General features: G+C 73.9%; 21 protein-coding genes and 1 tRNA gene. 17 read left to right on the forward strand and 5 right to left on the reverse strand.

From position 1 onward, the window contains the following. Positions 1-46 precede the first annotated feature (46 nt). The 7 genes from galU to ACZ407_RS12210 all read left to right on the forward strand — a co-directional run bounded on the left by galU (position 47) and on the right by ACZ407_RS12210 (position 5,444). Complete coding sequence (galU, locus tag ACZ407_RS12180) at positions 47-949, forward strand: UTP--glucose-1-phosphate uridylyltransferase GalU (RefSeq protein WP_468127790.1); 903 nt, start codon at positions 47-49, stop codon at positions 947-949. 5 nt (positions 950-954) lie between these two features. Continuing rightward, a complete protein-coding gene (glp, locus tag ACZ407_RS12185; RefSeq protein WP_468127792.1) occupies positions 955-2,283 on the forward strand; it encodes a molybdotransferase-like divisome protein Glp in 1,329 nt (442 codons plus the stop codon). Positions 2,284-2,364: 81 nt separating this feature from the next. Next, positions 2,365-2,844, forward strand: a complete 480-nt coding sequence (gene moaC / locus ACZ407_RS12190) for a cyclic pyranopterin monophosphate synthase MoaC (protein ID WP_468127794.1) — start codon at positions 2,365-2,367, stop codon at positions 2,842-2,844. A gap of 77 nt (positions 2,845-2,921) precedes the next feature. Then, entirely contained in the window at positions 2,922-3,494 is a 573-nt protein-coding gene (locus ACZ407_RS12195) for a MogA/MoaB family molybdenum cofactor biosynthesis protein (RefSeq protein WP_468128039.1), read from the forward strand. 17 nt (positions 3,495-3,511) lie between these two features. Next, positions 3,512-4,117, forward strand: coding sequence for a GNAT family N-acetyltransferase (locus ACZ407_RS12200; protein ID WP_468127796.1), 606 nt, complete (start codon positions 3,512-3,514; stop codon positions 4,115-4,117). 142 nt (positions 4,118-4,259) lie between these two features. Further along, positions 4,260-5,303 carry a divisome protein SepX/GlpR gene (sepX, locus tag ACZ407_RS12205; protein WP_468127798.1) on the forward strand — a complete coding sequence of 348 codons (1,044 nt, stop codon included), beginning with the start codon at positions 4,260-4,262 and terminating at the stop codon, positions 5,301-5,303. Positions 5,304-5,370: 67 nt separating this feature from the next. Next, a tRNA-Ala gene (locus tag ACZ407_RS12210) sits at positions 5,371-5,444 on the forward strand. A gap of 116 nt (positions 5,445-5,560) precedes the next feature. On the opposite strand, the gene ACZ407_RS12215 is transcribed toward ACZ407_RS12210, so the two are convergent. Continuing rightward, positions 5,561-6,466 carry a LysR family transcriptional regulator gene (locus ACZ407_RS12215; protein WP_468127799.1) on the reverse strand — a complete coding sequence of 302 codons (906 nt, stop codon included), beginning with the start codon at positions 6,464-6,466 and terminating at the stop codon, positions 5,561-5,563. A 139-nt stretch (positions 6,467-6,605) separates the two neighbouring features. On the opposite strand from ACZ407_RS12215, the gene ACZ407_RS12220 reads away from it, so the two are divergent. The 3 genes from ACZ407_RS12220 (at position 6,606) to ACZ407_RS12230 (ending at position 9,031) form a co-directional block, all read left to right on the forward strand. After that, positions 6,606-7,355, forward strand: a complete 750-nt coding sequence (locus ACZ407_RS12220) for an SDR family NAD(P)-dependent oxidoreductase (protein WP_468127801.1) — start codon at positions 6,606-6,608, stop codon at positions 7,353-7,355. A gap of 52 nt (positions 7,356-7,407) precedes the next feature. Next, on the forward strand, positions 7,408-7,608 hold the full coding sequence (locus ACZ407_RS12225; RefSeq protein WP_468127802.1) for a tautomerase family protein: 201 nt from the start codon (positions 7,408-7,410) through the stop codon (positions 7,606-7,608). A 91-nt stretch (positions 7,609-7,699) separates the two neighbouring features. Next, positions 7,700-9,031, forward strand: a complete 1,332-nt coding sequence (locus tag ACZ407_RS12230; protein WP_468127804.1) for a CoA transferase — start codon at positions 7,700-7,702, stop codon at positions 9,029-9,031. Positions 9,032-9,073: 42 nt separating this feature from the next. On the opposite strand, the gene ACZ407_RS12235 is transcribed toward ACZ407_RS12230, so the two are convergent. Beyond that, positions 9,074-9,565 carry a GNAT family N-acetyltransferase gene (locus ACZ407_RS12235; RefSeq protein ID WP_468127805.1) on the reverse strand — a complete coding sequence of 164 codons (492 nt, stop codon included), beginning with the start codon at positions 9,563-9,565 and terminating at the stop codon, positions 9,074-9,076. A 47-nt stretch (positions 9,566-9,612) separates the two neighbouring features. On the opposite strand from ACZ407_RS12235, the gene ACZ407_RS12240 reads away from it, so the two are divergent. Then, positions 9,613-10,425, forward strand: coding sequence for an exodeoxyribonuclease III (locus ACZ407_RS12240; RefSeq protein WP_468127807.1), 813 nt, complete (start codon positions 9,613-9,615; stop codon positions 10,423-10,425). Positions 10,426-10,454: 29 nt separating this feature from the next. Here the strand turns inward: ACZ407_RS12240 and ACZ407_RS12245 are convergent, their stop codons facing one another. Continuing rightward, positions 10,455-11,111, reverse strand: a complete 657-nt coding sequence (locus tag ACZ407_RS12245) for a MerR family transcriptional regulator (RefSeq protein ID WP_468128041.1) — start codon at positions 11,109-11,111, stop codon at positions 10,455-10,457. A 226-nt stretch (positions 11,112-11,337) separates the two neighbouring features. Between ACZ407_RS12245 and ACZ407_RS12250 the strand changes: the two genes are divergently transcribed. The 4 genes from ACZ407_RS12250 to ACZ407_RS12265 all read left to right on the forward strand — a co-directional run bounded on the left by ACZ407_RS12250 (position 11,338) and on the right by ACZ407_RS12265 (position 15,116). Then, positions 11,338-12,975 carry a flavin-containing monooxygenase gene (locus ACZ407_RS12250; protein ID WP_468128043.1) on the forward strand — a complete coding sequence of 546 codons (1,638 nt, stop codon included), beginning with the start codon at positions 11,338-11,340 and terminating at the stop codon, positions 12,973-12,975. Next, positions 12,972-13,961, forward strand: coding sequence for an alpha/beta fold hydrolase (locus ACZ407_RS12255; RefSeq protein WP_468127808.1), 990 nt, complete (start codon positions 12,972-12,974; stop codon positions 13,959-13,961). Before ACZ407_RS12250 ends, ACZ407_RS12255 begins: the two co-directional genes overlap by 4 nt. Continuing rightward, on the forward strand, positions 13,958-14,857 hold the full coding sequence (locus ACZ407_RS12260) for an SDR family oxidoreductase (protein WP_468127810.1): 900 nt from the start codon (positions 13,958-13,960) through the stop codon (positions 14,855-14,857). Before ACZ407_RS12255 ends, ACZ407_RS12260 begins: the two co-directional genes overlap by 4 nt. A 76-nt stretch (positions 14,858-14,933) precedes the next feature. Continuing rightward, positions 14,934-15,116 (forward strand): hypothetical protein, encoded by a 183-nt coding sequence (locus ACZ407_RS12265; protein WP_468127812.1) that lies wholly within the window; start codon positions 14,934-14,936, stop codon positions 15,114-15,116. Positions 15,117-15,263: 147 nt separating this feature from the next. Here ACZ407_RS12265 and ACZ407_RS12270 read toward each other — a convergent pair whose 3' ends face one another. Next, positions 15,264-18,743, reverse strand: a complete 3,480-nt coding sequence (locus tag ACZ407_RS12270; protein ID WP_468127813.1) for a S41 family peptidase — start codon at positions 18,741-18,743, stop codon at positions 15,264-15,266. A gap of 163 nt (positions 18,744-18,906) precedes the next feature. Between ACZ407_RS12270 and ACZ407_RS12275 the strand changes: the two genes are divergently transcribed. Together ACZ407_RS12275 and ACZ407_RS12280 are read left to right on the forward strand one after the other, a co-directional pair. Next, on the forward strand, positions 18,907-19,497 hold the full coding sequence (locus tag ACZ407_RS12275) for a TetR/AcrR family transcriptional regulator (RefSeq protein WP_468127815.1): 591 nt from the start codon (positions 18,907-18,909) through the stop codon (positions 19,495-19,497). 200 nt (positions 19,498-19,697) lie between these two features. Next, positions 19,698-21,947, forward strand: coding sequence for an MMPL family transporter (locus ACZ407_RS12280; protein ID WP_468127817.1), 2,250 nt, complete (start codon positions 19,698-19,700; stop codon positions 21,945-21,947). Here the strand turns inward: ACZ407_RS12280 and ACZ407_RS12285 are convergent. Beyond that, the gene (locus ACZ407_RS12285; protein WP_468127819.1) at positions 21,937-22,350 is read right to left on the reverse strand and encodes an SsgA family sporulation/cell division regulator; all 414 of its coding nucleotides are present in this window, start codon (positions 22,348-22,350) and stop codon (positions 21,937-21,939) included. The two genes, ACZ407_RS12280 and ACZ407_RS12285, sit on opposite strands and share 11 nt — an antisense overlap. Between the last annotated feature and the right edge of the window lie 27 nt (positions 22,351-22,377).

Below are 22,377 nucleotides of genomic sequence, written 5' to 3' on the forward strand. Positions count from 1 at the left end.
ACCGGAATCTAACCTTGTCCCCACGCGCAGCGGCTATCGTGCGCGCATGACGATGTCGCACCCAGTGATCACCAAGGCTGTCATCCCGGCGGCCGGACTCGGTACCCGGTTCCTGCCGGCGACCAAGGCCACCCCCAAGGAAATGCTGCCTGTCGTCGACAAACCGGCGATCCAGTACGTCGTGGAAGAGGCCGTCTCGGCGGGCCTGAACGACGTCCTGATGATCACAGGACGTAACAAGCGGCCGCTCGAAGACCACTTCGACCGGAACTACGAGCTGGAATCCGCCCTGGCCGCCAAGGGCGACGACGACCGCCTCAAGAAGGTGCAGGAGTCCAGCGACCTGGCCACCATGCACTACGTCCGCCAGGGCGACCCGCGCGGCCTGGGCCACGCCGTGCTGTGCGCCGCCCCGCACGTGGGCCGCGAGCCCTTCGCCGTCCTGCTCGGCGACGACCTGATCGACCCGCGCGACCCGCTGCTCTCGCGCATGGTCGACATCCAGGCCGAGACCGGCGGCAGCGTCATCGCCCTCATGGAGGTCGATCCGTCCCAGGTCCACCTCTACGGCTGTGCGGCCGTCGCACCGACCGACGAGGACGGGGTCGTACGAGTCACCGGACTCGTCGAGAAGCCCGACCCGTCGGAAGCTCCGAGCAATTACGCGGTCATCGGACGGTATGTCCTGAACCCCGCGGTGTTCGACATACTGCGTGAGACCGAGCCGGGCCGCGGTGGGGAGATCCAGCTCACCGACGCCCTGCAGAAGCTTGCCGAGGACGAGTCCGTCGGCGGCCCGGTGCACGGGGTGGTCTTCACGGGCCGCCGCTATGACACCGGCGACCGCGGGGACTACCTGCGGGCCATCGTCAGACTCGCGTGCGAACGTGAGGACCTGGGGCCCGAGTTCCGGGCCTGGCTTCGCCGTTACGTCACCGAGGAGATGTAGCAAACGTGAGCAGCACCGCACCCCAGGACACCGCCGGCCGGCGCCTCTGGTCGGTGGACGAGCACCTGGCCGACATCCTCGCCGCGGTCCGCCCGCTGGAGCCGATCGAGCTGCAGCTGCTCGACGCCCAGGGCTGCGTCCTCGTCGAGGACGTCACGGTGCCCGTCGCCCTGCCCCCCTTCGACAACAGCTCCATGGACGGGTACGCCGTCCGGGTGGCCGACGTCCAGGGTGCGAGCGAGGAGTTCCCCGCGGTGCTGACCGTCATCGGGGACGTCGCGGCGGGCAGCGGGGAGCTGCCCACCGTCGGCCCCGGCCAGGCCGCCCGGATCATGACCGGCGCCCCGCTGCCGCCCGGCGCCGAGGCCGTGGTCCCCGTGGAGTGGACCGACGGCGGGAGCGGCTCCGGCGCCGCCTCCGGCATGGCCCCGGCCAGCGCCGCCCCCGAGGGCGCCGAGGGCGAGGTCCGCGTCCACCGGGCCGCCGAGGCCCGGGCCCACGTCCGGGCCCGCGGCAGCGACGTGCAGGCCGGGGACCTGGCGCTCGCCGCCGGCACCGTGCTCGGCCCCCCGCAGATCGCCCTGCTCGCGGCCGTCGGCCGGGGCACGGTCCGGGTCCGGCCGCGCCCACGGGTGGTGGTCCTGTCCACCGGCAGCGAGCTGGTCCAGCCCGGCGAGGCCCTGGGCGAGGGCGCCATCTACGACTCGAACAGCTTCGCCCTGGCCGCCGCCGCCCGGGACGCGGGCGCCATCGCCTACCGGGTCGGGGCCGTGGCCGACGATGCCGAGACCCTGCGCGCCACCATCGAGGACCAGCTGATCCGCGCCGACCTCATCGTCACCACCGGCGGGGTCAGCGTCGGCGCGTACGACGTGGTCAAGGAGGCCCTGTCCGCCTCCGGGGACGAGGACGAGCCCGGCAGCGGGGTGGACTTCCGCAAGCTCGCCATGCAGCCCGGCAAGCCCCAGGGCTTCGGCGCCATCGGCCCCGACCACACCCCGCTGCTGGCCCTGCCCGGCAACCCGGTCTCCTCGTACGTCTCGTTCGAGCTGTTCGTCCGCCCCGCGATCCGCGCCCTGATGGGGCTGCCGGACCTGCACCGGCCGGTGGTGCGCGCGGTGCTGGAGACGGACAAGGCGCTGGGCTCCCCGGCCGCCCGCCGGCAGTTCCTGCGGGGCGCCTACGACCCCGGCAAGGGCACGGTGAGCACGGTCGGCGGGTCCGGCTCCCACCTGATCGCCGCGCTCGCGCACGCGGACTCCCTGATCGTGGTGCCGGAGGACGTGACCTCGGTCGAGCCGGGCACCGAGCTGGACGTGATCCTGCTCGGCTGAAGCCGCGCGGGTGCGGGTAGCGTGTTGGACCACACAGGCCGTGCAGGAACGTCTGCGGGCCCGGACCGGGAGCTGCACGCAATGAGTACGCAGAGCAGGCTGACGCACATCGACGAGGCCGGAGCGGCCCGGATGGTGGACGTCTCCGAGAAGGACGTCACCACCCGCACGGCCCGCGCGAGCGGACGCGTCCTCGTCTCGCCCCGGGTCGTCGAACTCCTGCGCGGCGAGGGCGTGCCCAAGGGCGACGCCCCCCCCACCGCCCGGATCGCCGGGATCATGGGGGCCAAGAAGACCCCGGACCTGATCCCGCTGTGCCACCCGCTGGCCGTCTCCGGGGTCAAGCTGGACCTCTCGGTCGCCGACGACGCCGTGGAGATCCTCGCGACCGTCAAGACCACCGACCGGACGGGCGTGGAGATGGAGGCCCTGACCGCGGTGGCGGTCGCCGGCCTCACCGTGATCGACATGGTCAAGGCCGTGGACAAGGGCGCCGTCATCACCGACGTGCGCGTCGAGGAGAAGACCGGCGGCAAGTCCGGCGACTGGAGCCGCTCGTGAACGCCCCGCGCGGCGGCGAGGCGCACAGCCACAGCCACGGTCCGGCGGGCACCGACAGCGCCGGCGCCGGCGCCCCGGTGGCCGGGGCGGCCTGGCCGGCCGGGCCCGGGCGGCAGGAGCCGCAGCCCGTCCTGCGCGGGCTGGTCGTCACCGCCTCGAACCGCGCCTCGGCAGGGGTCTACGCCGACAAGGGCGGGCCGCTGCTCGCCGAGGGCCTGACCCGGCTCGGCTTCACCGTGGACGGGCCGCGCGTGGTCCCGGACGGCGACCCGGTCGAGCAGGCGCTGCGGGAGGGGGTGGCGGCCGGCTACGACGTCATCCTGACCACCGGCGGCACCGGGATCTCGCCCACCGACAAGACCCCCGAGGCCACCGCCCGGGTCCTCGACCACGAGGTTCCCGGCATCCCGCAGGCCATCCGCGCCGAGGGCCTGGCCAAGGTGCCGACCGCCGCCCTCTCCCGGGGCCTGGCCGGGGTGGCGGGCCGCACCCTGATCGTGAACCTGCCCGGCTCCACCGGCGGGGTCCGCGACGGCCTGGCCGTCCTCGACCGGATCCTGGTGCACGCCGTCGAGCAGCTCCGGGGCGGGGACCACCCGCGCCCGGGCGCCGCGGACCCGTCCGCGGGAACCCCCGGGAGCACGAGCTGAACCGGCCCTCCTGGCCGGTGGTGCTGGCGGACGGCCCCGTCGTCCTCCGCCCGATAAAGCTGCGCGACCAGTCGGCCTGGCGCGAGGTGAACCGGCGCAACCGGGAGTGGCTGAGGCCGTGGGAGGCGACCATCCCGCCGCCCGCGCCCTGGGGGCCGGTGGTCCAGCGGCCCACGTACCGGCAGATGGTCCGCCACCTGCGGGCCGAGGCGAACGCGGGCCGCATGCTGCCCTTCGTCATCGAGTACGAGGGACGGCTCGCCGGGCAGCTCACGGTCGCCGGGATCACCTGGGGCTCGATGTGCGCGGCCCACGTCGGCTACTGGGTGGACCGGGAGGTGGCCGGCCGCGGGGTCATGCCCACCGCGGTGGCCCTGGCCGTGGACCACTGCTTCCGGGCCGTCGGACTGCACCGCATCGAGGTGTGCATTCGCCCCGAGAACGGGCCGAGCCGCCGGGTGGCGGAGAAACTCGGATTCCGCGAGGAAGGGCTGCGGCCGCGTTATCTGCACATCGACGGGGCCTGGCGGGACCACCTCGTGTTCGCCCTGACCGCCGAAGAGGTGCCGGAGGGGCTGCTCCGCCGGTGGCACCGGGTACGGCCGGGCAGCGCACAGAAATAAGAAGTTTGTTCGAATGGGCTCCTCATTCATCCATAAACTGATCCGAAGAATCACAAAAGAAGTCCGTGATATCAGCCAGATCGTGCGACACACCGGCCCAATTGGCGGATGCCGTCGCCCGAATCCCTCTACGGTGTGAGATGTGAGCAGCAGCGGCCTCATCTACGCAGTCATTGTCGGGGCCTGGGCCGCCTACCTGGTGCCCATGTGGCTCCGGAGGCAGGACGAGCTGAACGAAGCCCGTCCGACGGAACGCTTCTCCACCGCCATCCGGCTGTTGTCCGGCCGGGCGGGCATGGAGCGCCGTTACGCCAAGGAACTGCGGGAGCGCGGTGCAGAGGCGGAGCCCCTCGTGGACCCGGACGCCGTCACGGAAGCGATCAGCTCCGTCGACGTCCGGGCCTTCGCCGTGCCCCCGACCCGGACCGAGCCCAGACCCTCCCAGGCGGCCGTCGCTGCCGGCGCGGCGGCGGCGGAGCGCGCGCGGGCCCGGCGCTTGCAGGTGCTCGCGCGCCGCAGGCGCACCACCGCCGTCCTCTTCCTGGCCTTCACTCTCGGAGCGGTCGCCGCCGCCGTGGGCGGGCTGCACCTGCTGTGGGCGCCGGGCATCCCGGCCGTGCTGCTGAGCGCGTACATCGTCCACCTGCGGGTCCAGGAGAAGCGGCGGTTCGCCTTCACCATGGACCGCCGGCGGGCCGAGGCCGCGGCCCGGCAGCTGCGCGAGAACCGGCCCCGCCGCCGCGAGACCGAGTCCGTGGCCGAGGCCGGATCGGAGCCCGAACCCGCACCCGCGGTCTCCCCGCAGGAAGCGGGCCGCCGCGCCCTGGTCGAGCAGACCGACCACGCCGAGTGGGTGGACCAGCAGCGCGAGCGCGAGCGGGGCCCCGCCCGCGGCGAGAGCTGGGAGCCGGTGCCGGTGCCGCTGCCGACCTACGTGACCGCCCCCGTGGCCCCGCGGGCCACCGGGCCCGCCGAGTCCTGGAGCGCCTCGCGGTCCAGCGCGGCGGAGCCCACCGACCCGCGCCTGAAGGCCCAGCGGCAGGCGGCCGGCACCGAGTCCCCGGAGCAGGCCCCGACCGACCGTCAGCAGCGCCCCGCGGGCGGCCGCCGCCCCCGCGAGCGCGGCCGTACCCCCCTGTTCGACCAGTACGAACCGGAGGAGCGGCCGCGGGCCGCGAACGAGTGAGGCATGACCTGCGGGGATCGGATTTTTGGATCCGCCGATCGGGATGCTAATGTTTCACACGTCGCAAGGGCCTGTGGCGCAGTCTGGTAGCGCACCTCGTTCGCATCGAGGGGGTCTGGGGTTCAAATCCCCACAGGTCCACAGACATAGAGGACCCCGTCCGATCGGAAGATCGGGCGGGGTCCTCTGCTGTGTGCGGACGGCCGGGGCGGCGGACCGGCGGCCGCCCCGCCGGGCCGCCGCGCTCCCCGCCCGGGTCAGAGATTGCCGAGGTGGGCGGTCAGCTCCTCCACGAAGGCCGCCAGGTGGGCCGGACGGGCCCCGCGGCGGGTGGCGATGCACCAGGTGCGCGAGAGGCCCTCGGGGCCCAGCCGGACGAGGCTCAGGGCGTGCGAGGAAACGTACGGGGCGGCCACCCAGTTGGGCAGGACGGTGATGCCCTGCCCCCCGGCGACCATCTCGATCAGGAGATCGGTGATCACCGGCATGGTGGTGATGCGCTCCGGGCGGGCACCGTGCGGCAGGGGCAGCGGGAACGACGGGATGCGGTTCTGGTCGTAGCCGTCGTAGAGCACCAGGTGGGTCCCGGTGAAGTCCTCGGCCGTGACGTGGGCGCGCCCGGCCCAGGGATGGCTCGCGGGGACCACCGCCACCATCTCGTCCTCGAACAGGCGGGTCATGCTGACCCGGTCCATCTCCAGGTCCGGCTTGGTCACCAGGGCCACGTCCACCCGGTCGGCGAGCAGCGCGGGCACCGGGGCGTCGTCGGGCACCGAGGCGATGCGGACCTCCGCCTCGGGGTGCCGGCCGCGGAAGGCGCGGATCACCGGCGGGAGGAACTGGAACGTGGTGCTGCACTGGGCCGTGAAGCGCACGTGCCGAGCCGGGCCCTCGCGCATCTCGCGCAGGTCGCGGGTGGCCGCCTCCAGCTCGCCGAGCACCTGACGGGCCGCCACCAGCATGCGGCGGCCCGCCGCGTTGGGCACCAGCCGGCGGCCGCGGCGGTCGAACAGCTGCTGGCCGAGCCGGTCCTCCAGGCGGGTGAGCCGCTGGCTCAGGGCCGGCTGGCTGACGAAGAGCCGCTCGGCGGCGCCCGTGAGGGTCCCGGTGTCCGCGGTGGCGGAGAGGAGTTCGAGGTCGCGCAGGTCCATGTCCAGTCCCATAACCATGGATTATGGCAGGCTCCATTCTTCGTCGTGGTGTTATGAGCGGCGCACTCCTAGGTTCGTGGGTGTCAGGCGGCGCCGGGTCCCGGCCCCGCAGCACATCCCCGAACGGCCTCATCGGCAGGGAGAGTTCGCCATGTCCAGCAGCACCACCGCCACCACCGTCATCGTCACCGGCTCCTCCAGCGGCATCGGCCTCGACGTCGCCCGGGCCTTCCTGGCCGAGGGGGCCAACGTGGTCCTCAACGGCCGCGACCCCGAGCGGCTCGCCAAGGCCGCGGCCGGGCTCGGGCACCCCGAGCGGGTCGCCGCGGTCGCCGGGGGCATCGGGGAGGCCGCCACCGGCCGGGCCCTCGTGGCCGCCGCGGTCGAGCGCTTCGGCGGGGTGGACGTCCTCGTCAACAACGCGGGCACCTTCGCCTCCAAGCCCTTCACCGAGGTCACCGAGGAGGAGCTCGACGGCTTCCTCGACGGGAACCTGCGCGGCACCTACCTCACCACCCAGGCCGTGGTCCGGCAGCTGCGCGCCCAGGGCCGCGGCGGCGCGGTCGTCAACATCGGGACGGTCCTGGTCGACCACGGCCTCGCCGGGTTCCCCTGCTCCGCCCCCGTCGTCAGCAAGGGCGGGGTGCACGCCCTCACCACCAGCCTGTCCGCCGAGCTCGCCGCCGACGGCATCCGGGTCAACCTGGTCGCGCCCGGGATCGTCCGCAGCCCCCTGCACGAGGGTGCCGACGTGGACTCCTTCGGCGGGCTCCACCTCATGAACCGGGTCGGTGAGGTCTCCGAGATCTCCGAGGCGGTCCTCTACCTGGCCGGCGCCGGCTTCGTCACCGGGCACGTCCTGCGCGTGGACGGCGGCCACGTCACGGGCCGCGCGCTGTGAGCCTCCGTGCCTCCGCCGACACCCGCCCCGATCCGGAAAGGAAGTCCGAGCCGTGCCGTACGTCAACGTGAAGATCACCCGGGAAGGCGCCACGCCCGAGCAGAAGGCGCAGGTCATCGCGGGGATCACCGACCTGCTGGTGAAGGTCCTCGACAAGAGCCCGGCCACCACCTTCGTGGTCATCGACGAAGTGGCCCTGGAGGACTGGGGGGTGGGCGGACTGCCGGTGGAGGAGTACCGGCGGCAGGCCTGACCGGCGGCCGCCGGGCCCCGGACCGGCACGCCCCCCCGGGCCGTGACGAACTCCACTGTGCCGGGCAGCGGTTGGCGGCTCAGAATGGGGCATGACCGCGAAGAACGAGCAGGTGGACGGGGCGACGGCGCAGGCCTGGGCGGCACTGGGCGGGGATCCGGAGCGGGCCGCGCTGGTGGCGTACCGGGGCGGCAGCGCGCTGGGCGGCGGGCGGCTGCCCGTGCGGGAGCTGGCCCGGGCGACCGTGGGCGTGTGCTCGCTGGCCGCCGCCGAGCTGGCCGAGGCCCGCAACGGGACTCCCGTACCGCCGCCGGCGGTGGACGAGGGGGCGGTGTCGGCGGCGTTCGTGAGCGAGCGGCACCTGCGGGTGGACGGCCGGGCGCCGGTGAACTTCGCCCCGCTGTCGGGCTTCTGGCCCACCGCGGACGGACTCGTGCGCACCCACGCCAACTACCCGCACCACCGGGCCGCCCTGGCCGCCGCCCTCGGACTCCCCGAGGAGAGCCCCGAGGCGCTGCGCCGGGAGCTCGCCGGGCGGAGCGCGGCCGAGGTTCAGGAGCAGGTGTACGCGGCGGGCGGGCTGGCCGTGGCGGTGGCCGCGGAGCTCGGCGCCCCGCAGCCGCTCGTGGAGTGGCGGGACGGCGGGGGCCGCGGCCGGGTGCTGGGCCCGGGGGAGCTGCCCGCCTCGGGGGTGCGGGTCCTCGACCTCACCCGGGTGATCGCCGGGCCGGTGGCCACCCGGACCCTGGGGCTGCTCGGCGCGGACGTGCTGCGGGTGGATCCGCCCGGGCTCCCCGAGGCCGACGACGCGCACGCGGACACCGGCTTCGGGAAGCGCTCGACCCGGCTGGACCTGGGGCGGCCGGGGGACCGGGAGGTGTTCGAAGGCCTGCTGGCGGCGGCCGACGTGGTGGTCTGCGGCTACCGGCCCGGCACCCTCGACCGCTACGGCCTGGGGGCGCAGCAGCTGCTCGCCCGCCGTCCCGGGCTGGTCGTGGCCCAGCTGTGCGCCTGGGGCTGGAAGGGGCCGTGGGCGGGCCGGCGCGGCTTCGACTCGCTGGTGCAGGCCGGCTACGGGATCGCCGCCCTGGAGGCCGGTCCCGGCGGGGAGCCGGGCGTGCTGCCCGCGCAGGCCCTGGACCACGGCACCGGCTACCTGATCGCGGCCGGGGTGCTGCGCGCCCTCGCGGCGGGCGGCGGCCGGGCCCTGCGCTACTCCCTGGCGGGCACGGCCTCCTGGCTGACCCGGGACATCGTGCCGGAGGCCCCGGCGGGGGAGGAGTACGCGGCCGAGGAGTGGCTCGCCGAGCGGGACGCCCCGTACGGGCGGCTGCGGTACGCCCGGCCGCCGCTGGCCGGGGCCCCGGCGGACTGGGCCCGCGGTCCGTCCCGCTGGGGCGCGGACGAGCCGGTCTGGCTCTGACGGCCGCCCGGCTCTGACGGCCGGTACGGCGGGAGGGAGCGCTCAGACCAGCGGCTTGGCCATGCAGCGGCTGGACTCGTACTCCCGGTAGAGGCCGAACTTGGGGCAGAAGTCGTAGCCGGAGGACAGGTAGAGGGCTATCGCCTCCGGCTGCTGGTCGCCGGTCTCCAGGGCCATGCGGGTGCGGCCCGCCGCGCGGGCGTCGGCCTCCAGCTCGGCGAGGATGCGGCGGGCCAGGCCCATCCCGCGGGCCTCGGGGACCACGTACATGCGCTTGATCTCGGCGTCGCCGTCCGAGTAGCCCTCGTCGTTCGCCTCCTGGGAGCGCCAGGCCCCGCTGGCCAGCGGGGTGCCGTCGGCGTCGTACGCGAGCAGGTAGGTGCCGTGCGGCGGCAGGAACATCGAGGGGTCGAGCGGGGTCTCGTCCCCCTCGCCGTCGTAGCGCTCCCGGTATTCGAGCTGCACCTGGTCGTTGAGCTTCACCGCGTCAGGGTGGTCGTACGTGGTGACGCGGAGCTGGATCCCGTTCGGCATGTGAACATCGTACGAGCATGCGAATTGGCGGGGGGTATGGTGCCGGGATGCTCAGTGTGACCTCCGTGAACGTGAACGGTATCCGCGCCGCCGCCAAGAAGGGCTTCGTGCCCTGGCTGGCCGGCACCCAGTCGGACGTGGTGTGCCTCCAGGAGGTCCGCGCCGAGGAGGGCCAGATCCCGGACGAGGTGCGGGCGCCGGAGGGCTGGCACACGGTCTTCGCCCCGGCCGCCGCCAAGGGCCGGGCCGGTGTGGCGTTGTTCACGCGCCGCGCCCCCGAACGGGTGCAGGTGGGATTCGGCAGCGAGGAGTTCGACGCCTCCGGCCGCTACCTGGAGATCGACCTGCCGGGCGTGACCGTGGCCAGCCTGTACCTGCCGTCCGGCGAGGCGGGCACCGAGAAGCAGGACGAGAAGTACCGCTTCATGGCGGAGTTCCTGGAGTACCTCGGCGCCCTCAGGGTGCGGGCCGCCGCGGACGGCCGCGAGGTCCTGGTCTGCGGTGACTGGAACATCTGCCACCGCGAGGCCGACCTCAAGAACTGGAAGACCAACCGGAAGAACGCCGGCTTCCTGCCCGAGGAGCGCGAGTGGCTCGGGAAGGTCTACGACGAGGCCGGTGCGGGCTACGTGGACGTGGTGCGCTCCCTCACCCCGGACGCCGAGGGCCCGTACACCTGGTGGTCGTACCGCGGCCGGGCCTTCGACAACGACGCCGGCTGGCGCATCGACCTGCACGTGGCCACGCCGGGGCTGGCCGCGCGGGCCGTCAAGGCCGTGGTGGAGCGGGCCGAGACGCACCCCGAGCGGTGGTCCGACCACGCGCCGGTGACGGTGGTCTACGGCGCCGCCGCCGTCTGATCCGGGGCCCGCGGGCCCCGGCGCCGGGGTCAGCTGCGCAGTCTGCGGTCCATCGCCATGGACAGCTCGGCCTCGACCACGCTCTTGGCCAGCGGCCGGAGCCGGTCCATGGCCCCGGGGAGGTCCTCGGCGCCGCCGGGCAGGTGGGCCGCGATCAGCTCCGCGAACAGGTCCGCCATGGCGTCCGCGTGCGCGCGGACCCGGCGGCCGGCCTCCAGCACGGCGGCCAGCGGCACTCCTTCGCGGACCAGCGCCGAGGAGACGTCGAGCAGGCGGCGGCTGACGTGCACGATCTCGTCCCCGTCCACCGCGAGGTAGCCGAGGTCCAGGGAGGCGGCGAGGTTCTCGGGGGTGACCTCCCCTTCGAAGTGGTCGGCGAGGGCCTCCGGGGTCAGCCGGACCGGGGTCTCCTCGGACCAGACCAGCCCGCTGCCCTCGCCGAGGCCGAGCAGCTCGCCGAGCTGGCCGACGTCCCGGCCGTTCTCGAAAGCGGCCGTGAGCTCGGCGATGCCGCCCAGCGTGTGCCCGCGTTCCAGGAGGGCGGAGATCGTGCGCAGCCGGGCGAGGTGGTGCTCGTCGTACCAGGCGATCCGGCCCTCGCGGCGCGGGGGCGGCAGCAGCTTGCGCTCGCGGTAGAACCGCACCGTGCGCACCGGCAGGCCGGCCGCCTCGGCCAGCTCCTCCATCCGGTACTCGCGTACGGTGCCCTCTGCGGGCGCTTCCGGCTGCCTGTCTTCCTCCACGGGCGCAGCCTATGGGGTGACGGGCACTTTCGGGTGAGCCGCATACCGCCGGTAACTTTCCGCGCGCGACCCCTACCCATGGGTACGGCGCTGCTCTACGCTCCCCATCGTGCCAGTGATTGCTGGCAAGGTCGTGGTACTGGGACAGGGACTGCGGGAGGGCGGCGGCATGGCCGAGCATGACGGCGGGCACGTACGCGAACACGTGCGCGTGGCGGTGATCGGATCCGGGTTCGGCGGGCTGGGGGCCGCGGTGCGGCTCCGGCGCGAGGGCATCACGGACTTCGTGGTCCTGGAGCGGGCCGACTCGGTCGGCGGCACCTGGCGGGACAACAGCTACCCGGGGTGCGCCTGCGACGTCCCCTCGCACCTCTACTCCTTCTCCTTCGCCCCCAACCCCGACTGGCCGCGCACCTTCTCCGGCCAGCGGCACATCCGGGCCTACCTGGAGCAGGTCGCCGACACCTTCGGACTGCGCCGGCACATCCGGCTGAACTCCGAGGTCCGGATGATGCGCTGGAACGCCGAGGAGCTCCACTGGGAGATCGAGACCTCCGCCGGCGGCATCCTCGCCGACGTGGTCGTCTCCGCCACCGGACCGCTGTCCGACCCGAAGACGCCCGAGATCCCCGGGCTCGCCGACTTCCCCGGCAAGGTCTTCCACTCGGCCCGCTGGGACCACGACTACGACCTGCGCGGCAAGCGGGTCGCGATGATCGGCACCGGCGCCTCGGCCATCCAGATCGTGCCCGCCATCGCCGGGGAGACCGCCCGGCTCACCCTCTTCCAGCGGACCCCGCCCTGGGTGCTGCCGCGCACCGACCGGGCCATCTCCGGCATCGAGCGCTGGCTGCACCGCCAGCTGCCCGCCACCCGCGCCGCCCGCCGCGGACTGCTCTGGGGGCTGCGGGAGCTCCAGGTCAGCGCCTTCACCAAGCACCCCGAACGGCTCGGGCTCATCGAGTCCCTGGCCAAGGCCAACATGGCCCGCTCCATCAAGGACCCCGCGCTCCGGGCCAAGCTGACCCCCGACTACCGGATCGGCTGCAAGCGGATCCTGCTGTCCAGCGAGTACTACCCGGCGCTGGCCCGGCCCGACGTCGACCTCGTCGCCTCCGGGCTCGCCGAGGTGCGGGGCAGCACCCTGATCGCGGCCGACGGGACCGAGACCGAGGTCGACGCGATCATCTTCGGCACCGGCTTCCACGTCACCGACCTGCCGATCGCCGACCGGGTCGTCGGTGCCGAGGGCAAGACCCTCGCCGACACCTGGAAGGACGGCATGCAGGCGCTGCGCGGCGCCACCGCGGCCGGCTTCCCCAACTGGATGACGATCATCGGCCCCAACACCGGGCTCGGGAACAGTTCGATGATCCTCATGATCGAGTCCCAGCTGAACTACATGGCCGACTACCTGCGCCAGCTGGGCGTCCTCGGCGGGCGCGCGGCCCTCGCGGCGCGGCCCTCGGCGGTGCACGCATGGAACCGGCGGGTGCAGGACCGCATGGCCCGCACGGTGTGGAGCAGCGGCGGCTGCGCCAGCTGGTACCTGGACGCGAACGGGCGCAACACCACGCTCTGGCCGGGCACCACCGGGGAGTTCCGGCGCGAGACGCGGACCGTGGACCTCACCGAGTACGAGGTCATCCGGCACCGGGACCGGGCGCGGGGCCGGGCGCGCGCCGCCGTGGCCGGCGTACCGGCCCCGGCCGCGGCTGCCGACGGGGCCCGCGCCGCGGCCCCGGCCGCCGCCCCCGGCACCGCCGTTCCGGCCGCCGGCGGGGCCGCCGCGGAGGGGGCCGCATGAGCCCCCGCGCCGCCGCCGGGCACGTGACCGCGGGCCCCTACGCCCCGCCCGCGCCGCGCCGCGAGCTCGTGGCCGTCTCCGCCGACGGCTCCCGACTGCACGTGGAGGAGCACGGTCCGCAGGACGCCCCCGCCGTCGTGCTCTCCCACGGCTGGACCTGCTCCACCGCCTTCTGGGCGGCGCAGATCCGGGCCCTCGTGGCCGACGGGCACCGGGTCGTCGCGTACGACCAGCGCGGGCACGGCCGCAGTCCCGCCGCGACCGCCCACGACACCACCGTCCTCGCCGACGACCTGGTGGCCGTGCTGGGCGCCACCCTGGCCCCCGGTGAACGCGCCGTGCTCGCCGGGCACTCCATGGGCGGCATGACCCTCATGGCCGCCGCCGGGCGCCCCGAGTTCGCCGAGCACGCCGCCGCCGTCCTGCTGTGCAGCACCGGCAGCGCCCGGCTGACCGAGGAGGCGCTCGTGCTGCCGCTGCCCGCGGGCGGCCTGCGCACCCGGCTCACCCGCGCCGTCCTGGGCTCCCGGGCCCCGCTCGGCCCCGTCACGCCGGTGGCCCGCGCGGTGCTCAAGTACGCCACCATGGGCCCCGGTTCGGCACCCGAGCGGGTCGAGGCCTGCGCCCGGATCGTGCACGCCTGCCCCACCCGGGTCCGGCACGCCTGGTCCCGGGTGCTGGCCGGGCTGGACCTGGACGCGGGGGTGCGCGCCCTCGCGGTGCCCACCGCCGTGATCGGCGGCACCGCGGACCGGCTGACCCCGGTGGTGCACGCCCGCGGGCTGGCCGCCGCGCTGCCGCACTGCGTGGGGCTCACGGAGCTGGCCGGGATGGGGCACATGACCCCGGTCGAGGCCCCCGAGGCCGTCACCGCGCAGATCGCCGAGCTCGTACGCACCTATCTGACCGACCCGTCCGCCCGGCCCGGTCCGGCCGGCCCGTCCGCCCGGTCCGCGAAGGTTCCCGCCCAGGAGGAGACGCCGTGAGTGCACGCAACAGTCTGGAAGGCCAGGTCGCCGTCGTCACCGGCGCCGCCCGCGGGGTCGGCGAGCTGCTCGCCCGCAAGCTCTCGGCGCGCGGGGCGAAGATCGCCCTCGTGGGCCTGGAGCCCGCGGCCCTCAAGGAGGTCTCCGAGCGGCTGCACACCGACAGCGACCACTGGCACGCCGACGTCACCGACCACGAGGCCATGGCCCGCGTGGCCCAGGAGGTCAAGCAGCGCTTCGGCAAGGTGGACATCGTCGTCGCCAACGCGGGCGTGGCCGGCGGCGGCCCCTTCGCGGACTCCGACCCCGACACCTGGCGCCGGGTCATCGAGGTCAACCTGATCGGCGGGGCGGTCACCGCCCGCGCCTTCCTGCCCGTCCTCACCGAGAGCCGCGGCTACTTCCTCCAGATCGCCTCGCTCGCCGCGATCACCCCCGCCCCGATGATGTCCGCGTACTGCGCCTCCAAGTCCGGGGTCGAGGCCTTCGCGCACTGCCTGCGCGCCGAGGTCGCGCACAAGGGGGTCCGGATCGGGGTGGGCTACCTGTCCTGGACCGACACCGACATGGTCCGCGGGGCCGACCAGCACGAGGTCATGCGGGAGCTGCGGCAGCGGCTGCCCTGGCCCGCGAACCGCACCTACCCCCTCGGCCCCGCCGTGGACCGGATCGTGGCCGGCATCGAGAGGCGCTCGGCGCACGTGTACGCACAGTGGTGGCTGCGCGGCATGCAGGGCGTGCGCGGGTACCTGCCGGCGGTGATCGCCGTCGGCGGCCGGCGCGAGATGCAGCGCTTCGAGCCGCGGCTCGCCGGGGCCCCGACCGGGCTGGTCGGAGCGGGCGGGGCCGCCGACGAGCGCGAGCGCACGGCGAGCTCGGACACAGCGCGTAACTGACCGAAATGCGGCTTCTGTCCCCCCGTGCCAGGCTGGTCGCAGCCCAGTCCCCTACACCCCACCGGGAGTGACCAGCATGGGCATGAAGGACCAGTTCCAGGACAAGGCGGACCAGCTCAAGCAGCGGGCGCAGCAGTCCATGGGCGAGGCCAGGGAAAAGGCGTCGCAGGCCAAGGGCAAGGCCCAGGAGGCCCGGCAGAAGCCGGAAGAGCGGACGGACGACCTCCGCGACGAGCTCGACGACAGGTGGGACGACTGAACCGTCCCCCAGGTCTGACCGGGGTCTGACTGCTACCAGGCCCCCAGCACACAGCGCCGAGGGGCGCGCCCGTTCCGGAACGGGCGCGCCCCTCTCCTGCGCGTCGGGGTCGGGTCCTGCGGATCCTGCGTATCGGGTCCTGCGCGATCAGGGCCGCGGCGGCAGCTTCGGGCGCCGGCGGTCCGGTACGTCGGTGTAGCCGGGCGGCACGGCCGCCTGGTTGCGCTCCAGCAGTTCCAGGGCCAGGACCACGGCGTCGTCCAGCTGCGCGTGCCGTCCCTCGGCCCAGTCGAGCGGCGTGCGCAGGATGGCGAGGTCCGGTTCCACGCCGTGGTTCTCCACGGACCAGCCGTACTCGGGGAACCAGGCCGCGTTCATCGGGACCGTGATGACGGTGCCGTCGCCCAGGGTGTGCCGGCCGGTCATGCCGACCACCCCGCCCCAGGTGCGCTGGCCCACCACCGGGCCGAGCCCGAGCAGCTTGAAGGCCGCAGTGATCATGTCCCCGTCGGACGAGGTGGCCTCGTCGGCGAGGGCCACGACCGGCCCGCGCGGGGCGTTGGACGCGTACGACACCGCCTGGGCGTTGCGGGTCAGGTCCCAGCCCAGGATCCGCCGGGTCAGCTTCTCGACGACCAGCTCGCTGATGTGCCCGCCCGCGTTGCCGCGCACGTCCACGATCAGCGCGGGCCGGGAGACCTCCAGGCGCAGGTCGCGGTTGAACTGCGCCCAGCCGGAGCCGCCCATGTCGGGGATGTGCAGGTAGCCGCACTTGCCGCCGCTGACCTGCCGGACCACGGCCCGGCGTTTGGCCACCCAGTCCTGGTAGCGCAGCGGGCGCTCGTCGATCAGGGGGACCACCGCGACCCGGCGGGCCCGGCCCTCCCCCTCGGCGGGCTCGAAGGTGAGCTCGACCGTGGTGCCCCCGGCCGCTGCGAGCAGCGGGTACGGGCCGGCGACGGGGTCCACCGGCCGGCCGTCGACGTGGGTGAGGACGGCGCCCTCGCGGATGCCGGTGCCGGCCAGCGGGGAGCGGGCCTTGGAGTCGGAGGAGTCGCCGGGCAGGATCCGGCGGACCATCCACTGCCCGTCGCGCGGCACGAAGTTGGCGCCGAGCAGGCCCATGGCCCGCTGGTAGTGCGGCGGGCCCTCGTTGCGGCGGGCCGGGGCCACGTACGCGTGCGAGGTGCCGAGTTCGCCGAGCACCTCCCGCAGCAGGTCGGCGAATTCGTCGGGGGAGGCGACCCGTTCGACCAGCGGCCGGTACTGGGCCAGCACCCCGTCCCAGTCGATGCCGCACATGTCCGGCTCCCAGAAGTAGGCGCGGATGATCCGCCCCGCCTCGTCGAAGGCCTGGCGCCACTCGGCCGCGGGGTCCACCTCGTGCAGGATCCGCCGCATGTCCAGGTAGACGGTGGAGTCCCCGTCGCCCGACTCGGTGGCCGGCACCGCGCGCAGGTCCCCGTCGTCGTTCAGCACCAGCCGGGAGCCGTCGCCGCTGACCGCGAACCAGTCCAGCCCGGAGGCCAGTTCGCTCCGGCGGGCCTTGGTGATGTCGAAGTGCTCCAGGGTGGGCTTGCCCGAGGTGTCGGCCGGGTTGGCGAAGGTCTCGCCGAGCGCGCCCGAGATGGGCCAGCGCAGCCACACCAGGCCGCCGCCGCTGACCGGGTGCAGGGCCGAGTACTTGGAGGCGGTCACGGGGAACGGGGTCACCCGGCTCTCCAGCCCCTCCGCCTCGACGGTCACGGCGCCCCCGTCGGAATCCCCGGAGCCCGGGTCCAGCCCGCCCGCCGCGGGCCGGCCGTCGGGGGAGAGGGCGAAGGGGGAGGGGGTGGCCGAGGAGAGCGGCACCAGGTACGGGCGGCAGCCCAGGGGGAAGGACAGGTCCCCGGTGTGCACGTCGTACACCGGGTCGAAGCCGCGCCAGGAGAGGAAGGCCAGGTAGCGGCCGTCCCGGGTGAACACCGGGTTCTCGTCCTCGAAGCGGCCGTTGGTGACGTCCACGATGGTGCGGCCGCCGGGGCCGGCGATGCGGGCCATCTTGATCTGCCGCAGGGAGCGGCCCACGCCGGGGTGCGACCAGGTCAGCCAGGCTCCGTCGGGGGAGAAGGCGAGGTCGGTGACGGGGCCGTTGGTGGACCGGATCAGCTCGGTGACCCGGTCGTCCCCGTGGCCGGAGGCGGCTTCGGGCGTGGTGCCGGAGCCCTCGGGGCCCTCGGGGCCCTCGGGGTCGCCGGGCTCCCCGGTCCCCGCGGATCCTCCGGTCCCCGTGTGCTCGCCGGATTCCCCGGCCCCGGCCCCGGCCCCGGCGGATTCCGCGGCTTCCCCGGCCCCGGCCTCCGGTGCCCCGAGCCCGCCGAGCTCGTCCGCGTCGATCTCCTCCGTCGCGTCCACGAGGAGCAGCCGGCCGTCGTGCGAGGCGATCGCGAGCCGTTCGCCGTCGGGGTCGGAGACCATCTCCAGGACCCGGCCCAGCTGCCCGGACGCCAGCCGCCGGGGCGCCCGGTCCCCGCTCGCGCGGGGCAGGTAGGCGATCTCGATCGCGTCCTCGCCCTCCGCGTCCGTCACGTACGCGACCTGGCCCCCGCTGCCGAGCATCTCGGGCATCCGCACCCGCACGCCCGGGGTGTCCGCGATGGCCCGGGCCGGTCCGTCCCGGTGGGTCAGCCAGTACAGGCTGCCGCGCACGGTGACCGCGCTGGCCCGCCCGGTGGCGTCCACCGACAGCCCGTCCACGTGGCTGGCCGCGGGCACCGAGTAGGTCCGGCGGCCGGCGCGCGGGCCGCCGAGCCGGACCTCCAGCCGGCGCGGTACGGCATCGGCGTCGAGCGAGTCCACGAGCCAGACCTCCCCCGCGCACTGGTACACCACGCGGGTGCCGTCGCTGGAGGCGTGCCGGGCGTAGAACTCGTCGTGGTCGGTGTGGCGCCGCAGACCGGTGCCGTCCGGGAGGCAGGAGTACAGGTTCCCGATGCCCTCGTGGTCCGAGAGGAAGGCGATCCGGCCGCCGACGAACATCGGCGCGTCCAGGTGGCCGTCCAGATCGGGCAGCAGCCGTTCCCCGTGCAGCCACAGCCGGCCGGTGGCCCCGCCGCGGTAGCGCTTCCACGCGGCGGGCTCGTGCGGGGGCTTGCCGGTCAGCAGCAGGGTCCGCCGCTCGCCGTCCTGGTCGTGGACGGCGATGTCGCTGACCGGGCCCCAGGGCAGCCGGCCGCCGGGGCTGCCGTCGGTGGGCAGGCTGTAGGCCCAGGAGTAGTACGAGAAGGGCTGGCCGTGCGAGGACACGGCCAGGATGTCGCTGCGGCCGTCCTCGGCGGGCGGGGTCCAGCCGCAGACCCGGGTGTCGGTGGACCCCCAGTAGCTGAGCCGGCGGGCGGGTCCGCCGTCCACGGGTGCGAGGTGGATCTCGGGGTCGAGGCTGCGCCAGGTCGTGAAGGCGATGTGGCTGCCGTCGGGCGAGAAGCGCGGGTGGCCGACCCGGGTGCGGTCGACGGTGATGCGCCAGGCCCGGCCGGGGGTCACGCCCGCGGGAACGAGCGGAGCCACCCACAGGTCGTCTTCGGCGGCGAAACACAGCAGGTCTTCGTGCAGGTGCGGAAACCGGAGGTACGCGACGTCGTGACTCACCCCCCAATGCTTTCCGCGCCAGGGGGGCCCGGCAACTCGTACAGGTGATCCAGGTCACCCGCCCCAGCTGCCAAAGTCGAAACGAAACGGTTTCGTTTCGCGGCCCTCCCGCGGTATGGTCTCATCGGTACGAAACGGTTTCGTTCGGATGGGAGTCCCGGAGATGGCCGAAGCGGTCGCGCACCGGCGCAGCCGGATCACCCCGGAGCGCGAGGCCGAGCTGCACGAGGCGGTCCTCGAACTCCTCCGCGAGGTCGGCTACGAGGCGCTGACGATGGATGCGGTCGCCGCCCGTACGAAGTCCAGCAAGGCCACCCTCTACCGCCAGTGGGGGAGCAAGCCCGAGCTGGTCGCGAGGGCCCTGAGGTGCACCCAGCCGATCTCCCTGCGGGAGATCGACACGGGCAGCCTCCGCGGGGACTTCGCGCGGATGATCGACCTCTCCGACGACGCGCAGATGGCGAAGGACACCGCGCTCATGCGGGGTCTGACCCACGCCGTGCACGGGAGCCCGGAACTCCACCGGGCGCTCAGGGACCTGCTGGTCGACCCGGAGATCACCGGTCTCCAGGCGATGCTCCAGCGGGCCGTGGACCGGGGCGAGGTGGCCCCGGACTGTCCGGCCCTGCGCTTCGTGCCGCACGTGCTCATCGGGACGTTCATCTCCCTCCCGCTGATCGAGGACCGGCCGGTCGACCGGGCCTTCCTGGCGGACTTCATCGATTCCGTGGTCTTCCCCGCCCTCGGAATCTGACCCTCCCCAGCTGCACCGAAGCTCCACCTGCACCGAAGCTCCACCTGCACGACGCTCCACCCGAAGCTCCACACCTGCACCGAGCTCGCATCCGTGCAGCACGAACTCCCCGCAGGACCACCTGACAGCGCCGCTCTCGTCGTCGGGCCGGCTTCCGCACGCCCTGATTTCACCCACGACCTGAACGGGAGTACGACCCCGTGGCTACGTTCCTCTACCGACTCGGCAGGGGTGCCTTCCGGCGCCGCCGCCTCGTCGCCCTCGTATGGGTGGCCCTGCTGGTGCTCGCCGGTGTCGGCGCGTCATCCGCAGGCACGCCCAAGTCCGGCTCCTTCTCGATACCCGGCACGGAGGCCCAGCGGGCCTTCGACCTGATGGAAGCGCGCTTCCCCGGCCAGCGTGCCGACGGCGCCACCGCCCGCGTCGTGTTCAAGGCGCCGGCGGGCAAGAAGGTCACCGACCCCGCCGTCAAGGCCGAGGTCGAGAAGACCGTCGCCGACCTGCGCGGCGGCTCGGACCAGGTGGCCAACGTCGTCGACCCCTACCAGGGCAAGGCGATCAGCCAGGACGGCGACACCGCCTACGCCTCCGTCTCGTACAAGGTCAGCTCGATGGAGCTGCGGGAGGAGACGCGCGAGGCCCTCAAGGACTCCGGCGAGAAGGCCCGGAAGGCGGGGCTGACCGTCGAGATCGGCGGCGACGCCCTGATGACCATGCCGGAGCAGGGCTCCGGCGAGATCATCGGCGTGCTGATCGCGGCGATCGTCCTCGTCATCACCTTCGGCTCGCTGGTGGCCGCGGGCCTGCCGCTGCTGACCGCGCTGATCGGCGTGGGCATCGGCATCTCCTCGATCACCGCGCTGGCCAACGTCCTGGACCTCGGCTCCACCACCTCCACCCTCGCGATGATGATCGGCCTCGCGGTCGGCATCGACTACGCGCTCTTCATCGTCTCCCGCTACCGGGCCGAGCTGGCCGAGGGCCGGGAGCGCGACGAGGCCGCGGGCCGGGCCGTCGGAACTGCCGGTTCCGCCGTGGTGTTCGCCGGTCTGACCGTGGTCATCGCCCTGGTGGGCCTGGCCGTCGTCAACATCCCGATGCTCAGCAAGATGGGCTTCGCGGCCGCGGGCACCGTGGTCATCGCCGTGCTCGTGGCGCTGACCCTGGTCCCGGCGATGATCGGCTTCGCCGGCAAGCGGGTCCTGCCCGCCGGCACCAAGTCCCGCCTCTTCGGCAAGGGCAAGCCGGCCGGTGCGGCCGACAAGCCCAACGGCGGCACCCGCTGGGCCCGCTTCGTGCTGCGCCGCCCGCTGGTGGTCCTGCTGGTCGGAGTCATCGGCCTCGGCGCGATGGCGGTCCCGGTCTCCAAGCTGGAGATGGGCCTGCCGGACGAGGGCTCCCAGCCGGTGTCCACCACCCAGCGCAGGGCGTACGACCTGCTCTCGGACGGGTTCGGCCCGGGCTTCAACGGCCCGCTGCTGATGATCGTCGACGGCAAGGACGCCAAGGACCTCGACCAGGCGGTCAAGAAGGTCACCGACACCGTGAAGGGCCTCGACGGGGTCGCGGCGGTGGTCCCCGGCATGCCGAACAAGGCGGGCGACACCTCCACCGTCACCGTGATCCCCAAGGACCGGCCGTCCTCGGAGAAGACCGAGGCGCTGGTCCACGAGATCCGCGACGCGGGCCCCGGCATCAAGAAGGAGACCGGCGCCCAGGTGCTGGTCACCGGCCAGACCGCGATGAACATCGACTTCTCGCAGAAGATGAACGACGCGCTGCTGCCCTACCTGGCGCTCGTCGTCGGCCTCGCCTTCCTGCTGCTGATGCTCGTCTTCCGCTCGGTGCTGGTCCCGCTGAAGGCGGCCCTCGGCTTCCTCCTCTCGGTGGTCGCCGCCCTCGGCGCCGTCGTCGCGGTCTTCCAGTGGGGCTGGCTGGGCTCGGTCTTCGGCGTGGAGCAGACCGGTCCGATCATGAGCATGATGCCGATCTTCATGGTGGGCGTGGTCTTCGGCCTGGCGATGGACTACGAGGTCTTCCTCGTCACCCGGATGCGCGAGGCGTACGTCCACGGGGAGCGCCCCGGCCAGGCGATCGTCACGGGCTTCCAGCACGGCGCCCGGGTGGTCACGGCCGCGGCGGTCATCATGATCGCGGTGTTCTCCGGGTTCATCGGCTCCAGTGAGCAGATGGTCAAGATGATCGGCTTCGGCCTCGCGATCGCCGTCTTCTTCGACGCCTTCGTGGTCCGCATGGCGATCGTGCCCGCGGTGCTGGCGCTGCTCGGCCACCGGGCCTGGTGGCTGCCGCGCTGGCTGGACAAGCTCCTGCCGAATGTGGACGTCGAGGGCGAGGGGCTGCGCAAGCACCTCGAAGGCGCCGAGGGCGGCCGCGGCGGCAAGGGCGGTCAGGACGACCCCGACGCCGACCGCCAGCTGGTCAGCGCCTGACCTCCATCCCCTTCGCGGGAACCGGCCCGCCCGTACCCCCCTCGGGGTGCGGGCGGGCTTCCGCGTACGTACGGCGCAGGAAGCGCCGCAGTGCCGCGCTGTCGAACTGGAGGACGGCGACTCCCTCGGGCGAGTGAAGTTCGACCACGGTCTGCACCCGTCCGGCGGGCCAGACCCGCACGTCCCCGCTGCCGGTCGGCGACTGGATCCCGGTCTCCAGGAGGGTCAGGGCGAAGACCCATTCGTTCTCGGTGCCCTCCGGGGAGAGGCCCGGGGGGAAGACGATCCGCACGGCCAGGGGCTCGGCTGCGGCGAAGCGGAGGGCGACCGGTACCGCGCGGTGGAGCGGGTCGTCGGTGATCACCCGTGCGCGCACGCGTTCTTCGATCGACGCAGAAGTCACGGCCCGCTCCTCTGTTTTGAACGTCTT

Source organism: Streptomyces sp. NPDC030809 (assembly GCF_055572195.1).

Coding starts and splice junctions, on each gene's coding strand:
- galU (WP_468127790.1), top strand. CDS start 47: ATGACGATGTCGCACCCAGTGATCACCAAGGCTGTCATCCCGGCGGCC.
- moaC (WP_468127794.1), top strand. CDS start 2,365: ATGAGTACGCAGAGCAGGCTGACGCACATCGACGAGGCCGGAGCGGCC.
- ACZ407_RS12215 (WP_468127799.1), bottom strand. CDS start 6,466: ATGGGACTGGACATGGACCTGCGCGACCTCGAACTCCTCTCCGCCACC.
- ACZ407_RS12220 (WP_468127801.1), top strand. CDS start 6,606: ATGTCCAGCAGCACCACCGCCACCACCGTCATCGTCACCGGCTCCTCC.
- ACZ407_RS12230 (WP_468127804.1), top strand. CDS start 7,700: ATGACCGCGAAGAACGAGCAGGTGGACGGGGCGACGGCGCAGGCCTGG.
- ACZ407_RS12235 (WP_468127805.1), bottom strand. CDS start 9,565: ATGCCGAACGGGATCCAGCTCCGCGTCACCACGTACGACCACCCTGAC.
- ACZ407_RS12240 (WP_468127807.1), top strand. CDS start 9,613: ATGCTCAGTGTGACCTCCGTGAACGTGAACGGTATCCGCGCCGCCGCC.
- ACZ407_RS12245 (WP_468128041.1), bottom strand. CDS start 11,111: ATGGAGGAGCTGGCCGAGGCGGCCGGCCTGCCGGTGCGCACGGTGCGG.
- ACZ407_RS12250 (WP_468128043.1), top strand. CDS start 11,338: ATGGCCGAGCATGACGGCGGGCACGTACGCGAACACGTGCGCGTGGCG.
- ACZ407_RS12255 (WP_468127808.1), top strand. CDS start 12,972: ATGAGCCCCCGCGCCGCCGCCGGGCACGTGACCGCGGGCCCCTACGCC.
- ACZ407_RS12265 (WP_468127812.1), top strand. CDS start 14,934: ATGGGCATGAAGGACCAGTTCCAGGACAAGGCGGACCAGCTCAAGCAG.
- ACZ407_RS12275 (WP_468127815.1), top strand. CDS start 18,907: ATGGCCGAAGCGGTCGCGCACCGGCGCAGCCGGATCACCCCGGAGCGC.